The sequence below is a fragment of the Antrihabitans spumae genome (genome assembly GCF_043944905.1).
GTDB classification, from domain to species: Bacteria; Actinomycetota; Actinomycetes; order Mycobacteriales; family Mycobacteriaceae; genus Antrihabitans; species Antrihabitans spumae.
Map to the genome: position 1 here is coordinate 1 of NZ_JBIMSN010000058.1, position 14623 is coordinate 14623.

At 64.7% G+C, this 14623-nt stretch carries 15 protein-coding genes; 4 read left to right on the plus strand and 11 right to left on the minus strand.

Annotated elements, in window-relative coordinates; translation table 11 throughout:
• Positions 1–354: 354 nt before the first annotated feature.
• The 3 genes from ACHIRB_RS13675 to ACHIRB_RS13685 all read right to left on the minus strand — a co-directional run bounded on the left by ACHIRB_RS13675 (position 355) and on the right by ACHIRB_RS13685 (position 4543).
• Positions 355–561 (minus strand): VOC family protein, encoded by a 207-nt coding sequence (locus ACHIRB_RS13675; RefSeq protein ID WP_395126360.1) that lies wholly within the window; start codon positions 559–561, stop codon positions 355–357.
• 77 nt (positions 562–638) lie between these two features.
• Positions 639–3134, minus strand: coding sequence for a polynucleotide kinase-phosphatase (locus ACHIRB_RS13680; protein WP_395126359.1), 2496 nt, complete (start codon positions 3132–3134; stop codon positions 639–641).
• Positions 3131–4543 carry a 3' terminal RNA ribose 2'-O-methyltransferase Hen1 gene (locus ACHIRB_RS13685; RefSeq protein WP_395126358.1) on the minus strand — a complete coding sequence of 471 codons (1413 nt, stop codon included), beginning with the start codon at positions 4541–4543 and terminating at the stop codon, positions 3131–3133. Before ACHIRB_RS13685 ends, ACHIRB_RS13680 begins: the two co-directional genes overlap by 4 nt.
• Positions 4544–4678: 135 nt before the next feature.
• Between ACHIRB_RS13685 and ACHIRB_RS13690 the strand changes: the two genes are divergently transcribed.
• Positions 4679–5461, plus strand: a complete 783-nt coding sequence (locus ACHIRB_RS13690; protein WP_395126357.1) for a YqjF family protein — start codon at positions 4679–4681, stop codon at positions 5459–5461.
• Between the two features lie 43 nt (positions 5462–5504).
• Here ACHIRB_RS13690 and ACHIRB_RS13695 read toward each other — a convergent pair whose 3' ends face one another.
• Entirely contained in the window at positions 5505–5945 is a 441-nt protein-coding gene (locus ACHIRB_RS13695; protein ID WP_395112598.1) for a VOC family protein, read from the minus strand.
• A 201-nt stretch (positions 5946–6146) separates the two neighbouring features.
• On the opposite strand from ACHIRB_RS13695, the gene ACHIRB_RS13700 reads away from it, so the two are divergent.
• Positions 6147–7016: a DUF4436 family protein gene (locus tag ACHIRB_RS13700; protein ID WP_395126356.1), complete on the plus strand. Its 870-nt coding sequence runs from the start codon at positions 6147–6149 to the stop codon at positions 7014–7016.
• 53 nt (positions 7017–7069) lie between these two features.
• Here the strand turns inward: ACHIRB_RS13700 and ACHIRB_RS13705 are convergent, their stop codons facing one another.
• A complete protein-coding gene (locus ACHIRB_RS13705) occupies positions 7070–7870 on the minus strand; it encodes an ABC-2 transporter permease (RefSeq protein WP_395127709.1) in 801 nt (266 codons plus the stop codon).
• A complete protein-coding gene (locus ACHIRB_RS13710) occupies positions 7867–8784 on the minus strand; it encodes an ABC transporter ATP-binding protein (protein ID WP_395127710.1) in 918 nt (305 codons plus the stop codon). The genes ACHIRB_RS13705 and ACHIRB_RS13710 overlap by 4 nt, the downstream gene beginning before the upstream one ends.
• Positions 8785–8917: 133 nt before the next feature.
• Between ACHIRB_RS13710 and ACHIRB_RS13715 the strand changes: the two genes are divergently transcribed.
• Together ACHIRB_RS13715 and ACHIRB_RS13720 are read left to right on the plus strand one after the other, a co-directional pair.
• Complete coding sequence (locus ACHIRB_RS13715; RefSeq protein WP_395127711.1) at positions 8918–10060, plus strand: sensor histidine kinase; 1143 nt, start codon at positions 8918–8920, stop codon at positions 10058–10060.
• A complete protein-coding gene (locus ACHIRB_RS13720; RefSeq protein ID WP_395127712.1) occupies positions 10057–10713 on the plus strand; it encodes a response regulator in 657 nt (218 codons plus the stop codon). The genes ACHIRB_RS13715 and ACHIRB_RS13720 overlap by 4 nt, the downstream gene beginning before the upstream one ends.
• Positions 10714–10779: 66 nt before the next feature.
• Here ACHIRB_RS13720 and ACHIRB_RS13725 read toward each other — a convergent pair whose 3' ends face one another.
• The 5 genes from ACHIRB_RS13725 to ACHIRB_RS13745 all read right to left on the minus strand — a co-directional run bounded on the left by ACHIRB_RS13725 (position 10780) and on the right by ACHIRB_RS13745 (position 14574).
• Complete coding sequence (locus tag ACHIRB_RS13725; RefSeq protein WP_395112604.1) at positions 10780–11256, minus strand: DUF5956 family protein; 477 nt, start codon at positions 11254–11256, stop codon at positions 10780–10782.
• 39 nt (positions 11257–11295) lie between these two features.
• Entirely contained in the window at positions 11296–11838 is a 543-nt protein-coding gene (locus ACHIRB_RS13730) for a hypothetical protein (RefSeq protein WP_395127713.1), read from the minus strand.
• Positions 11839–12315: 477 nt separating this feature from the next.
• Complete coding sequence (locus ACHIRB_RS13735) at positions 12316–13899, minus strand: maleylpyruvate isomerase family mycothiol-dependent enzyme (RefSeq protein ID WP_395112606.1); 1584 nt, start codon at positions 13897–13899, stop codon at positions 12316–12318.
• Between the two features lie 3 nt (positions 13900–13902).
• Positions 13903–14094, minus strand: coding sequence for a hypothetical protein (locus ACHIRB_RS13740; protein WP_395127714.1), 192 nt, complete (start codon positions 14092–14094; stop codon positions 13903–13905).
• 33 nt (positions 14095–14127) lie between these two features.
• On the minus strand, positions 14128–14574 hold the full coding sequence (locus ACHIRB_RS13745) for a hypothetical protein (protein ID WP_395112607.1): 447 nt from the start codon (positions 14572–14574) through the stop codon (positions 14128–14130).
• Positions 14575–14623 lie beyond the last annotated feature (49 nt).

Sequence of the window (14623 nt, forward strand, 5' to 3'; positions counted from 1 at the left end):
CACCATTCTTTGTCTGCGACACAGTCCTCTGCCGAATTAGCGTGAAAGCGCGAGGCTAGGGCCGTCCGTCAGTCTCCGCTTTGGCGGAAAGCGAGTGGGCTGGTGTTTGGTGGACCTGTGAGAGGTCGGAAGAGTCGGGGGAACGTTCACAGTTGCCCTCGCATACACACTTGCTCTAGACAGATCCCTCAGCGACGCCATCGGTAGGCGTTGCCTGCCAGCCCTGGTCGTGGCCTCCAAGGCGCTGACGGTTGATGAGGCTCGCGGGGCGCGAGGCAATATGGCCGGTCCTGATACGCAGGGTTACTAGTAGGGCACGCATTGTGTTCTCCCCCAACCTGTTTCGGCTAGGTGTCAGGTCCAAATGAACGCGGCTTTTGATCGCCTTGCCACCTCCACGAACACGATCTCAGTAGTGCCGGCGGGCCCGACAATTCCCCCAGCCGAACCTCCAGGGCTGTTCAGCGGGTGTTCGGCGTATCCCAGCAGCTCAGACCAAAACGCCACCAACACTGGCCAGTCCCGACAATCGAAACTAATCGCACTGACAACCGGACTCATGCAACCTTTGTCGATGCCGGGGCACGTGTATACCTCGCGGGGGGCGCGGCCTCACGCCCACCGCCCCGGCTTGCGTTTCATAGTCGCGGGTCCACGGCCTCCGACTCCATCGCGAGGATCCCGAACACACACTGGTGGACGCGCCACACCGGCTCCCCCGCAACCGCTCGGCGTACGGCGTCGAGTCCTAGTGCGTACTCACGAAGTGCCATCGACCGCTTCTGACCGAGATTTCTCTGCTTGAGCCGGGCCAGCGTCGACGCATCCGTGTAGTCGGCACCATAGATGATTCGCAGGTACTCGCGCCCTCGAACCTTCAGACCCGGCTGTACCAGGCCCTTCTGGCCACGAACGAGATTGTCCAAGGGCTTGACGACCATGCCTTCGCCGCCGTGAGCGGTGAGTTCCTCCCACCAAGCCGCGCCCGCGCTGCAAGACGAACCGTCGGCGGTCTCGACGACGAAGCGGCGGGTGGCTCGAAACAGTTCCGGGTCAGCTGCAACCAGGCGATCAGCGATGTCGAGGTGCCACCGGTGATCGCGGGTCTCGTACGTAGCCCTGTCCCCCGCGATTACCTGAAACGGTGCCACCTGAATCCCCAACTCAGTGGCGATCGGCCGCACGTAACGGCGATACGAATCGACAAAAAGCGCGGCATTGACGGCCCGCGTTCGCGACCTGCTCAGCAGATCGCCGACGTCGGTCCCCCGCGCTGCGGCGGCCGACAACACATCGATCGTCGCCTGCAACGCGGTTGTCGCTGCGGCGCCAACCTTGGCGTACTGACTGCGGACCATCGCCTCCGCCTTTGCAGTCCACGGCAGGATCTCCGCATCGATAAGTAGCCAGGTCTTATCGAGTTCTGCCCACAGGCCTGCCGTCGTGACGGCGTCGGCAATCCGGGACAACACCGAAGTCTGCTGCTCTTCGGAGAAGAACGCACGTCCGGTGCGTGAGTAGATGACGCCGGATCCGTCACGCGCCACACGAACAATGCCTCGGGATCCCATGTGCTTCTCTTCGCAGATCACCCGGTCGACGGATCGCTTCGCGTAGTGACCGAACGCTTCATCCGGGTGCTCGAGCACGCCGTCACGCGACGAGCTGTCGACCGGCGACATGGTCGGTGGCAGGTAGAGCAGCTCGGCCGGCGGAATGGCGAATCTGCTCATCACTTCGAGAGCACCGGCAGCGTTCTCCTCGCGCAGCGAAACCCGTCCCATGTGTTCGGTTTCGATGACGCGGTGCGCGAGGATGTCGGTCAGCTTCAGCACCTCGGGGTCGCGCTGCGGCGGGGCCAAGGGCCGGACCGGTTCGTAATACGTTGCCCGCGCAGGCACCGACACTACTTCGCGCTCGGGGTAGCGCAGCGCGGTCAGACTGCCGCCGAAGACACACCCGGTGTCCAGGCACATGGTGTTGTTGACCCACTCGGTCGTCGGCACCGGCGTGTGCCCGTACAAGACCGTCGCCGAGCCCCGGTAGTCATCGGCCCATGGGTACCGGACCGGCAGCCCGAACTCGTCGGTCTCGCCGCTGGTGTCTCCGTACAACGCGAACGCCCGGACCCGGCCCGATGCCCGCCCGTGGTACTTCTCCTTCAATCCTGCGTGCGCGACAACGAGGTTGCCATCATCGAGTACGTAGTGGGCAACAAGGCCGTCGCAGAATTGACGCACCTCGGCGACGAACGTGTCGTCCTCGGCTGCCAGTTGATCCAGTGTCTCCTGTAGGCCGTGGGTCGGTTTCACGTCCCTACGGCCAAGCGCACGAACGAGTTTCGCCTCGTGGTTGCCGGACACACACAGCGCATTGCCTTTCGCGACCATGCCCATGACCAGGCGGAGCACGCCTGCGGAGTCCGGACCACGATCGACAAGATCGCCGACGAAGACAGCCTGGCGACTATCTGGATGCGCTGCATCCACGCAGCGCCCTGCGTCGTCACGGCTGATCACATACCCCAGTCGTCCGAGCAAGAGCTCGAGCTCTTCGCGACATCCGTGCACGTCGCCGATCACGTCGAATGGACCGTGTTCGTGCCGGCGGTCGTTGAACAGGCGGGTCCGCACGATCGACGCTTCCGCGACGGCCTCCACGGAGTCCAGGACGTGGATCGTGCGGAAACCCTCACGTTTGAGGCTGCGCAGCGAACGGTGCAGCTGGTCGTGCTGACGCTTGACCACGTGAGCGCCGAAATCTCGGTCCGGCCGAGAAGCATTGCGCTCCAACGCCAGTGCGACCGGAAGATCCAGGACAACTGCTACCGGAAGCACATCGTGGTCCTTGGCAAGGGCGAGTAGCGACTTGCGTGCCGACGGCTGCACGTTGGTCGCGTCGATGACTGTCAGCCGGCCGCGATCGAGTCGCTTGCCTGCGATGTACTCCAGCAGTCCGAAGGCATCTGTCGTTGCCCCTTGATCATTCGGGTCGTCCGAGACCATCGCGCGACAGTCGTCGCTGGACACGACCTCCGTCGGAAGGAAATGGGCGGCGGCGAACGTCGACTTGCCCGACCCGGTCGTCCCGACAAGGACGACCAGAGACAGTTCGGGAATGCTCAACTCGCTCAAGCGTTTTCCCTTCTCGTTGTCTGTAGTGCGAACACGGCCAGCTGCGTCGGCGACCCGACCTCGTCGTCACGATCGCCCACCGGCCGCAGGTCGAGGTCGTAGCCGTAGGTCTCGCCCACCGAGTCGGCCCAGTTCGCAAACTCCCCACGGGACCACTCGAAACGGTGATCGGGGTGACGGAAACAGCCGGCGGCCAGCGCCGGGTACCTCACGTTGTACTCGCTGTTGGGTGTCGTGACCACGACGTGACGCGGCCGCATGGACCCGAATACGTTGGCCGTCACCGCCGGTAGCCGCGCTGGGTCGATGTGTTCGATGACCTCCATGAGGATCGCCAGATCGAGACCTTCGAGCCGATCGTCCTCGTACTGCAACGACGACAGCAGCAAAGTCAGGCGTTCGGATTGGCGCTCGGTCATCCTGTCGACGTGCAGCCGCTTGGCCGCTTTCGACAGCGACGAGTCGGAAACTTCGGTGCCGATCACCCGTGCTACCCCTCGCTGCTCGAGCAACGACCCCAGCAGGGCGCCGGACCCACATCCGAGGTCCACGATCGACGCCGGCTGGAACTCGCGCACGACTTCCAGCACAGCGTCGTGTCGCAACCGGACCAGTGGACGCGTCACGTCGGGCTCGGCAACCTCCGCCGCATCCTCGATCGGCCGGTCGTCCAGCTCGACGAGTCTTTGTATTGCAGCATCTTTCAGTGCACGTTGATGGGCAAGGTAACGATGTGTGATCAGTTCAATTTCCGGGTGAGTCGCCAACCAGCCCGATCCGGTCCGGACCAGCTTGTCCACCTCGTCGTCGCCGACCCAGTAGTGCTTGGCGTCGTCGAGCACCGGTAGCAAGATGTAGAGGTGACTCAGTGCGTCGCTCAGACGCAGCGATCCCTCGAGGGTCAACGACACGAAAGGTGCATCCCCCCATTCGGGCCTGGTGGCATCCAACACGATCGGCGTCGCAGTGACGTCCCATCCCAGCGGCCGGAACAGACGCCCCAGTAGGGCAGGATCGCCCGGGACCGCGGGAAGGGCGATCGTAAGGTTCAACACTGAGCCCACGAGTTCTTCCCGATTCGCGCACCGCCCGTTCAGCGCCGACCGGAACACCTTCCCCATCGCCACCGCCAGCAACGACGACGCGACGTACGGTCGGTCGTTCACGTACTGACCCAACGCGAACCCATCGTGCGCACCAGATCGGCCCCGCACCAACGCAACCGGATCGACCTCGACGACCATCGCGACCGTGCAACGTTCGTCGTTGACCTCGGGGTAGAAGACGTGCGCGGCGCCGCCGTACACACCGAACGTCTGAACCTTCTCCGGATGCTTGTGCAGCAGGTAGCCGAAATCGCTCGGCACCTCCATGGTCGGTGAACGCTCGGCGGAAATGGTCAACAGCATCAGCACAGTCTTACGTACGGATGTATCCCGTCCAGTCAATTTCTCCTTGGACGAGCCCGGCCACAGGCGCAGGGTCGCGAATATCGGCGCATCGCCCACACTCCGAAAAACGTTCGCACGCCTACTGTTCATAGTGTGGACCGCGACGGTGGACAACGACTCTGGCCGAGGCCTCCCCTTCTACCGCGCCCGATTCTGATGGACCAACGCTGGGAACGGCTGGTGTTCCTGCATTGGCGCGTTCCCAGTCATCGTGTTGCTCCGCTCTTGCCGAGCGGCTGCACCCCGGACGAGTTCGACGGCTCGTCCTGGGTTGGTCTGATCGGGTTTCACATGGTGGGCGCGGGACTCGGGTACAAGCGACCTGTCCCCTATCTGGGGACATTTCCCGAGATCAACGTTCGGCTGTATTCGGTGGACGCCGATGGTCGGCGTGGCGTGGTGTTTCGATCTCTCGAAGCGAGCCGCCTCGCCGTAGTTGCAGGGACCAACCTCGCGGGCATTCCGTACCGCTGGGCATCCATGGCAATCGATGACGACGGTTCTGAGATTGCCTACCGAAGTACGCGCTTGGCGCCCCCGCTCCGCGGCGTCACAACAGATTTTGGGGTGGTCCGCGGATCGCGCGACCTGTCCGACGACGCGCTTGCCGTATTTCTCACGGCGCGGTGGGGTCTCCATACATCATTGGCTGGGCGGCTGCTGTACATACCGAATGTGCACCGGCGCTGGCAGCTGTCGGACGCCGACCTCACCCACTGCAGCGACCAACTCGTTGGCGCAGCAGGACTTCCGAACGTTTCGAGCCGACCACCCGACTCGGTGCTGTACGCACCCGGAGTCTCGACGCAATTCGGCCGGCCGTACACCGTGCGAACCACGTCGTCGCCGGGTAGCGGGCTGAGGTCGTCGCACTGACCGACCGATGACCAGGCGACGTCGATGGAGAAACAGCTACGCATCAGCCAATCTGCTCGAATAAGGACACAATCATCCCTTCGGGTCCGCGCACGTAGGCCATCCGGACACTGTTCTCGTACTCGCCGATGCCGCCGATGAGCCCGTACCCGTCCGCAGCCACCGCGTCGACGGCCGCTTGGAGGTCGGCGACTTCGAATGACACGTTGCGCAGCCCAAGCTCATTGGCCATCGCCGTTGGCGATCCTGGCACGTGGTCGGGCGTGATGAAGCTCGAAAGCTCCAGCCCGGATCCTCCGTTGGGCGGGCGCAGCATCGCGATCTCACAGCGCGCGCCGGGGATGCCACAGACGGTCTCCACGAACTCGCCCTCCACGGATCCGGTGCCCTCCACCTCGAGGCCGAGCCCGACAAAGAACGCCGTTGCGGAATCGAGGTCTGCGACGGTGATACCGATGTGGTCGAAACGCTGTACGTGTGCCATGGGATCCATCCTCTATTGTTTCGCCGATTCGACGCTGGGACGGAGCCGTTACTGGGTTCTCGACATGCGCGTGCCGTTCGAGCGCGTCGAACGATCAATCCCCCACGGCCAAGACATATGGACTTGAATGAATCTCCCGCGCCACAACGCAACCGAGCGTTGAATAAAGGCCGGTAGAAGCGGCGGAACGAAGGGGTGCTCATGCCGGAGCGTGGGCCGTTCGTCCGGAGATTTCGCGTCCCGCTGATCGTAATCTCCCTCGTCGCCATGTACGGCGCCGTGCTGTTCGCCAGCGCGTTCGATGTTGCATTCGGAACGCAGCGGCAACTGTCCATCGATGCTGCTCGTGAATCGACCGTTGTCGATGTAGTGGTGCAGCAGATCCAACCCGAAGTTCAATCGATCGCGGTGACGGTCACGCTCGTGCCGGGGTACGACCTGCTCGACGACCGAGGCCGACTACGCGACGCCGTGGTCGTCGGACTGAATCCCGACACAACACCCGGCGACATCGTCTTTCCAGCCGGTCACCATCCCTCGACGCTTTCGACCAACATGGCGACCGACGGCGATCTGGCGGCGTGGCCGTTCGACCGGTACGTCAGTGAGCGGTTGACCGTCGACGTGTGGAGCGAAACGGCGACCGGTCGCGAGCCGATCGCCGCAACGGCACGAATCTCGAACACCATCTACGGCTGGGAAGTAACCCAAACTGCGACAACAGATTCGGCCGTGACAACCGGATTCCGCTACAAGATCACCCTGGCCCGCGCACCGAGCACGTTGGCCTACGACATCATGCTCGTGTCCATCCTCGTAGCGCTGCCGGCACTCGGACTGTTCGTGGCGATCAACACCGTGCGCGGACGCCGCCCGTTCCTCGCACCGCTCACGGGCTGGTTCGCGATCATGCTCTTCGCCGAAGTCCAGCTTCGAAACGCGCTTCCAGGCGCTCCCCCGCCCGGCAGCTGGATCGATCGGTCGGTGACGATCTGGGCACTGATCGGCCTCGTTGCAGCAATGACCATGTACGTCGTCTCGTGGTGGCGTCACCACGATCCGCAGACATAGTGAAGGCCAATTCGTCCCGCGCGCAACGTCGGCAGTGTGACCGGATGGAACGGCTATTTGACCTCGGAGCGGCGCAGCGACACCAGGCCGATGGCGAGCGGGATGACGATCCAGATCATCGTGGTCGATCCGATCTGGATCCACTCCTGCGCCGAGGAGATCTGACCCTCGAATAGTTCGATCTGCGAGTAGTTCCAGTCGATCCAGGGCTGGAGGTCGGTGAACGATTCCCTCACCTGTGCGAGCAGCAACAGGATGCCGGAGAGGACGAACGACAGCACGAAGTAGCCCACAATGGCGGCTGCGGAGTTGCGCAGCGCCACGCCAAGTGTGAAACCGATCGCCATCCCCAACAAGTTGCCCAGGACGATCTGCGCCGCGTGAGCCAGTCCGATGTTCCACTCCGTGTCGACCCCGACGATCGTGGAGCCGACCACGTTGCCGACGGCTCCGATCGTGAACGCAACCAGCATCGAGACGAAACCGACGGTGATGGTCGCGATCGCCTTGGCGCCGATGACCCGCCCCCGGCTGGGTACGAGTGTGAACGTCGTCAGTCCGCTGCGCTGACTCCACTCGCTGGTGACCGCGAGGATCGCGATCATGGGAAGGATCAGAGTCATCGGGAAGCCGAGAGCGCTGGCGAAGGTCTCGTAGCTGAACGCGGTTTCGGGCACGAAGACGATGGCGATTGCGGCCGCCGCGACCGAGAAGACGCCGATGCTCATGAGCAGCCAGAAGCCCGAGCGCGTGTCGAACATCTTGCGCAGCTCGACGCCGATGATCCGGGTGGTCGGGATCGGCTGTACGACGCGGGCGGCGATCTGTGTGGTCTGCGTGGTCTGAGTAATCATGCTGCTGCCCCTCCTTCGGGAACGGTGCTGTCGCGCTGGGATTCCGCGGTGAGCTCGAGGAACATCTCCTCCAGACCAGCGCCGTCCGCGGGGCGCAGTTCGGTCAGGGCGATTCCGGCCACGAGGGCGACCCGGCCGACGTGGTGCGGTTCGGCATGGGTGTGGAGCGAGCCTCCGCCCGAGGATGAGGCGCCGATGCCGGCGTCCGCGAGGGCGGCGGCGAGCCGGGTGTTGTCCGCGGACGAGACGACGGTCCCGGCAGTCGACAGCAGATCCCGCTTGGTCCCCTCAGCGACAATCCGGCCGTTCCCGATCACGACCAGGTCGTCGGCGATGACCTCGATCTCGTGCAGAAGGTGCGAGGACAACAGCACCGTGCCGCCCTGGTCGGCGAAGTCGCGCAACAGGTCACGCATCCAGCGGATGCCGGCGGGGTCGAGGCCGTTGGCTGGCTCGTCGAGGACCAGGACGGCGGGGTCGCCGATGAGAGCGGTCGCGATGCCGAGCCGCTGCCGCATGCCGAGGGAGTAGTTGCGGATCCTGCCGTCGCCCTCCTTCTCCGTCAGCGACACCCGACGCAACATCTCGGGCACCCGGCTGGTCGGCAACCCCATGGTGCGGGCCGCGATTGTGAGCACCTCGCGGCCGGTCCGGCCGGCGTGCTGGGCCGAAGCATCGAGGAGTACCCCGATCTCGATGCCCGGGTTCGGCAGGTCGGCGTACCGGCCGCCGAGGACCTCGACGTGGCCGGAGGTGGCCGCGCTCAGGCCGACCATGATCCGCATCGTGCTCGACTTGCCTGCGCCGTTTGGGCCGAGGAAGCCGGTGACGCGGCCGGGTCGTGCTGTGAACGAGACGTCGTCGACTGCGGTCACGCCGCGATAGCTCTTGGTCAGGTGGTGAACAGTGATCATGACCGGAATCCTCGCCGCGACCGGGCCTCCGCCACATCGGCTTCGAGGTCGGACCCACCTAGGCCGATGGGATGGTCGGCGTCTCGTTCTTCCGGAGGATCTGCGATGCCTCGGCAGTCCCTACGCTTGGCGCGTGATCCCTTCCGCCCTGCGCTCGCTATGGGACGAGCCCCGCGCCGCCGACGCGCACGAACACACGTGGCGCGACCGAGTACTGGTCGGCGTTCTGATGGTGATGGCGCTGCTCGAAGGAACCCTCCGCGAGGACGTCACCTGGCGGCCGGTCGTGACGATCGTGACGGTCGGACTTGCATCGGTGCTGCTATGGCGGCGGACCCATCCGTTGGTCTGCGTCGTGGTGGCCTTCGGCATCGGTACGGCGTTGGGACTGGCGAGCGAGCTGGCCGGGATCCCAAGTGTGGGCCTATACACGATGAGCTTCATCCTTGTTCTCGTCTACGCACTGGTCCGGTGGGGTTCAGGGCGTCAGATCGTGATCGGGCTGGCGGTGGTGGCGGTCGCTACGGTGGTCAGCGTTACGACCGACTACACCGGGCCGGCCGAGTTCTTCGGTGGGCTAGCCGTTCTGGCTGCGGCGTCGGCGGGAGGAGCGGCGTTGCGTTACCGAGCCGAAAGTTGGCGCCGGGCGCTCGATCAGGTCCGCAGCCAGGAACGCGTCGGCCTCGCGCGCGAGCTGCACGATTCGGTCGCCCACCACGTCTCCGCAATCACGGTGCAGGCGCAGGCCGGCCGCTCGATGGCGAGGAAGCGACCCGAAGCGGCGCTCGAGGCGCTTTCGGTTATCGAAGGAGAAGCCTCGCGGACACTCGCGGAGATGCGGGCGATGGTCCGGGTGCTGCGCGACGGAGCACCGGCGGAGTACTCCCCCCAACCCGGCTGCGCCGACCTGATGTCCCTCGCCCGCCGCGGCCCGGACCCTGTCGTCGACGTCGAGTTGGCAGGTGATCTGGCCGGACTTCAGCCCCAGGTCGACGCAGCCGTGTACCGGATAGCGCAGGAGGCGTTGACCAATGCGCTGCGGCACGCCCGAAACGCCTCACGTGTGGAGATCCGGGTCGCCGAGGGCGCAGGAACGTTGCGGATCCGCGTGACCGACGACGGCCGGATCGACCCAGCACGGCCAGCGCCCCACGGCTTCGGGCTGCTGGGGATGACCGAGCGCGTGCGGCTGCTCGGCGGCACGCTGCGCGCTGGGCCGATGCCCGAGGGCGGGTGGGCAGTCGACGCCGAGCTGCCGACGGAGATACCCCGATGACGGTTCGCGTGCTGGTGGCCGACGACCAAGATCTGGTGCGGACCGGCCTGTCGATGATCCTCGACGCCGAGCCCGACATCGAGGTCGTCGGCCAAGCCGCCGACGGCAGGGCCGCCGTCGAGCTGGCGCATCGGCTCCGCCCCGACGTCTGCCTGGTCGACATTCGGATGCCCGGGCTGGACGGCATCGAGGTGACCGAACTCCTCGCAGGGCGCGACGTCCCGGACCCGATAGCGGTAGTGGTGATCACGACATTCGACCTGGACGAGTACGTCCACGGCGCGCTTCGGGCCGGCGCCCTCGGATTTCTCCTCAAGGATGCCGGGCCCGAGCTGCTGGTTCAGGCCGTCCATGCCGCCGCCGTCGGCGATGCCCTGATAGCGCCGAACATCACCCGACGGCTGCTGGCGACCCTCGCCGCGGGGGCCTCGTCGAAACGCCGTACCCAACCGACCGAGCCGCTCACTCAACGCGAGGAGCAGGTGCTGAAACTGGTCGCCGTCGGCCGCACGAACGCCGAGATCGCCGCCGAGCTGTTCATCAGCTTGACGACCGCCAAGACCCACGTCGCGAGCCTGCTGGCCAAGATCGGCTCCCGGAACAGGGTCGAGATTGCGATGTGGGCCTACGACACCGGCCGGGTGGGGCAGTGAACCGAACCTGACCTACATGCACGACGATTGGTTTCTGGTCAGGGCCTGCGGGCGTACTGCGTTGGGTCAGGAACTCGGCGGAATTTGGCGCACCACGGATTCGTACAAGCGCCTGATTGCCGTCAAGACTTCCGTCGGCTCGATGTAATTGTTCTTCGCGCGCAATGCACGTTCCAAGTCTTCCCCGTCTCTAATGCTTTCGGGGACAAGCACATTCCATTCGAACCCTCGCGGTTGCGGACGGACCCCCGCTTCTGCGAGGTAGGAGTTGACGTCGTCGTTCACCATCCGGAGGTCTTCCTCGGTGAAGGGCTCGAACCACACTTCCTCGGGTTCCTTGCCCGGATGACCGCGGGTCACCTTCACCGGAGGATGTGCGGACGCTGGATACGGTCTTCGGAAACACCGGTGCGGTCCTGCAACCCATGCGGTCAGGGCTCCATGGCCGTTCGGGATCACGCTGACATAGCGCCCGGCGGGGAGTTCGCCGGGTACTTGATCGTCTGTCTCGGCCAACGGATACTCGCTCCAGTACTGCGCCATGCCGTCCATTCTGGTCGGTCCGCAACGGAGAAACAGCGCTCAACCAGCGAAGAAGTCCAAGACGGGCGGGGCGACGGACGCTGCGTCGACCGCGTGACCAGGTGCGTCGATCGTCCGCCTGGTTACGACTGACAGCGCCTTCGCGACAGCATCGGCTGCGGCCTCGAAGAATTCGACAGGTAGGGCAGGCATGTACGGGTCGGAGGTGGATCGGGTGAGCACCAACGTCTCTTGCCGAATGCCGGCAAGGCGTTCCGCGGGAGGAGGCCCGTCGTCGCCGATAACAGCGGCGTCGTAGGCGAGTGTCGGGGCCAGCCTGAGCAGACCGTCCCAGAACGGCGCCGTTCGCGCGCCGGCAAGGTCGTCGTCAGTGGCGCCCCCCAGCCGCATGAAGGCCGCGAGCGCCTCGTCGATCTGCCCTTGCGCCAGCGACTCAGCCAGACTGGCGCGGTATTCACGCCAGCTCGCCACCGCCTCGGCTTCCACGCTGTACGGCACGTCGTAGACCACGAGACTATCCACCGGCAGGTCGGCCGCCGCAGCCTCCAGGGCGAGCGCAGCACCGGTCGAGGCGCCGAACACGTGCGCGACCCGCCGGCCACCTCGAGCAGCGACGCCAGATCCTCGATTTCCCGCTGCACCGCGTACGGTTGCGTGTCCCCGCTGTCGGCCCGTCCCCGACGCGCGTAGTTGTAGACAGTGAACTCGCGCGCCAACTCCGCTGCAAGAGCGGCATTTTCGGAACCGTCGTCGAGGCCGCCGCCGACGAGAATCACAGCACGGCCGGCCCCATCGCGCTGATAGGCGATCGGTGTTCCATCGGTGGACGTCACTGTCTGCCTGGCACCAGTCATGGCACGCAATCTACCGTCGCGCAGGAAGATTCATCTGTCCCCCGGAAGATTCGCCGCCTCGAGATCCGCCGCATGAAAACGGTGCACCGACTCCCCCGGCGGCGAGGACGACACGTCGACCAGGAGGGACGCTCAATACCCGCAACATCTGCCGCGCGATCGGGAACGGTCAAAATTGATAGGTCAACCCCGCGTCCGGAGACGGCTAGTCGGCCGAGTGAGCGGAGTGCTCGATCCAGTGTTGGACAAGGTCTGAATTTCCGCGGACTGTGACGTTGTCGGCCTCGTCGGTCAGCCGCCGACGGCGAGTCAGAACGAGGAGTAGAGATCGTGCTGGGCCCTCGACAGAGACATCCGCATCGCCAGATCGCGCCTGCCAGCTAGCGCCGTCGGGGCCGCGTTCGATGAACCACTCTCCTACCTCGCCGACACCGAGTTCGTCGGTGGGGCGCCAGCGCAGCGTTTCGCCTGTGCCGCGCAGAGCGTTGGCAGACTCCGAGCGTTGGACCGCCCAGGTAGGCGACGTGAGCATCGTCAGGTGATTGGAGATCAAGGCCGCGGCGATATCGCTATCGACGTCGTAGTCTCTACCAGCCGCGAAGGCCGCGTCGGCGCCGTGCACGACCGCCTCGTTGAGGAGACTGGACAGCCAGAACTCTCCTCCCGTGCGCTCATCGCCTGCCGCGTTGAACACGGGCGCATCGAGCGCTTCGTCGGAGCAGGCCCCGGCCGCGCGGGCCGCACCATCGGTCAGCCAGGCAGGCCAGTCGTCCGGATCGGAGGGCACGGTCGCCATCTCGGTGGGCAGCTCGGAGGGGTCGACGATGCGACGCTCGATGATGTCGGACACCCAAGGGAGGGTCTGCCCAACATGGGAAACCAGATCGGCGACAGTCCAGCCCGGACAAGTCGGTACCACTGCGTCACTGCTTGACGCGCCGACACATTCGGCCAGCCGCTCCGTGTGCGCCAGTAATCCCTGACGCCTGCGTTCGGCGGTTATCTCGTTTCTCATTGCCGACATCGTCACCCTGCTTCTACTCGATCTCGAAGACGGTCGATGGTCAAGGTAGGCGGCCCCGGCTGCATCGGTCTTGTACAGAAGTGACAGCTGCTCGTCTTGCCTGGGAAAGGCCAGCTCCGCGGGCGTTCGGCCCAGATAGCGTCGGACCGATCGGGTCAGATGCGGTTGGTCGTAATAGCCGAGTTCGTACGTCACAGCGGCCGGGGTAGCACCTTCCCTCAACCGCACGGCGGCTAGCCTCGCCCGCTCTATCTGCTGCACCGCTCTGCGAGCCTGCCCAGTCGCCAAGTAGAACCTTCGTTGCAATGTACGTAGCGACCGCGAGCCGATACGTCCGTTCAAAGCGTCGACGACGAGCGGCTCCCGCCCGATCAGATTTTCTCGCGCCAGCCGAGTGACCAATCCTTCTGCGTTTTCGAACGTCGGACGCTCCCAGGTGCCGCCCCTCCACCAGAACGATCTGTGGCACGCGTCGGGAAGTACGATCCCGCCGTCGACCAGACTCGGGATCGGGACGTCCTGCAGCATGACTCCGAGCCGAAACCTGATACCGACCCAGGTCGCCTCGACAGCGAGCGGCGTTGCAACATGCCGACTTTCGGGTCCGTGCACACTGACCCCTACCTGGCCGCAAACATCGCTCACCACCAGATGCCAATGACTGGAGGCGACCGAGTCGAGGATGCCGACACCGGTGCTGCGTCCGCGCCAGACGCAGTCGATCAGCGGCTCGTCCGAGGGACGCACGTCGATCTCGAGCGCCATTGTTCAAACACCGTCGCGCCGCGGGCACTTCGTCGCGGCTCGACCTTCGCCGGGGTTGTCGATATCACGCTCGACGTCGGCGACGAGGGGCAACGCGACTTCCACGGCGGCACTCCAATCGAATCCTCGAGTGCCAACATTCTTACCTGAGTGTGCAGCCATACTTTCGGGATTGGTCAGCACGGACCTCGCCACACGATTCTCCGAACCGAACGCCGATGTTTCGGGTCAGATGCAGGCCGATCCGAAGATGCAGATTTGATTGTTCGGCACCGTAACGGTGGCCGGTTCAGCAGTCTTCGTAGTGTCTTGGGCGTTGAACGTCGCCCATCCCTCGGTGAAGCCCACGTTCACACACTTCCAGTGAATATCGTAGGTACCGTTCGGCACGTTTTCGAACACCACGGGAGCTGTTCCGCTAGCCGGAACATCCGTATAGGTGAGGCCGAACGTCGGCCGTGACATGTTCGGATCGACTGTCCCAGCGGGAAAGCCAGCAATCCCGCAGGTGATTTGCCCGCCGGAGTTGTTGCTGATCACTGACGTGACCGTGTTCCCTGAGACGCTGGCCGTCCCGGAAACATCGGTGGGTGCGGCACTGGCCGTAGCGGAAGCAGAGAGGAAGAACAGAAGAAGTCCAGCGATAGCTGCGAACGTCCGAAGTGAGAACTTCATGATCGACCTTTCGAAGTGTGTCGGCCAGAGTATCGGAAGTCGAACGGCG

What these genes read in the sequence shown, in the direction of transcription:
- ACHIRB_RS13675 (WP_395126360.1), bottom strand. Translation starts at nt 561, where the DNA reads ATGAGTCCGGTTGTCAGTGCGATTAGTTTCGATTGTCGGGACTGGCCA.
- ACHIRB_RS13685 (WP_395126358.1), bottom strand. Translation starts at nt 4,543, where the DNA reads ATGCTGTTGACCATTTCCGCCGAGCGTTCACCGACCATGGAGGTGCCG.
- ACHIRB_RS13695 (WP_395112598.1), bottom strand. Translation starts at nt 5,945, where the DNA reads ATGGCACACGTACAGCGTTTCGACCACATCGGTATCACCGTCGCAGAC.
- ACHIRB_RS13700 (WP_395126356.1), top strand. Translation starts at nt 6,147, where the DNA reads ATGCCGGAGCGTGGGCCGTTCGTCCGGAGATTTCGCGTCCCGCTGATC.
- ACHIRB_RS13705 (WP_395127709.1), bottom strand. Translation starts at nt 7,870, where the DNA reads ATGATTACTCAGACCACGCAGACCACACAGATCGCCGCCCGCGTCGTA.
- ACHIRB_RS13710 (WP_395127710.1), bottom strand. Translation starts at nt 8,784, where the DNA reads ATGATCACTGTTCACCACCTGACCAAGAGCTATCGCGGCGTGACCGCA.
- ACHIRB_RS13720 (WP_395127712.1), top strand. Translation starts at nt 10,057, where the DNA reads ATGACGGTTCGCGTGCTGGTGGCCGACGACCAAGATCTGGTGCGGACC.
- ACHIRB_RS13725 (WP_395112604.1), bottom strand. Translation starts at nt 11,256, where the DNA reads ATGGCGCAGTACTGGAGCGAGTATCCGTTGGCCGAGACAGACGATCAA.
- ACHIRB_RS13735 (WP_395112606.1), bottom strand. Translation starts at nt 13,899, where the DNA reads ATGGCGCTCGAGATCGACGTGCGTCCCTCGGACGAGCCGCTGATCGAC.
- ACHIRB_RS13745 (WP_395112607.1), bottom strand. Translation starts at nt 14,574, where the DNA reads ATGAAGTTCTCACTTCGGACGTTCGCAGCTATCGCTGGACTTCTTCTG.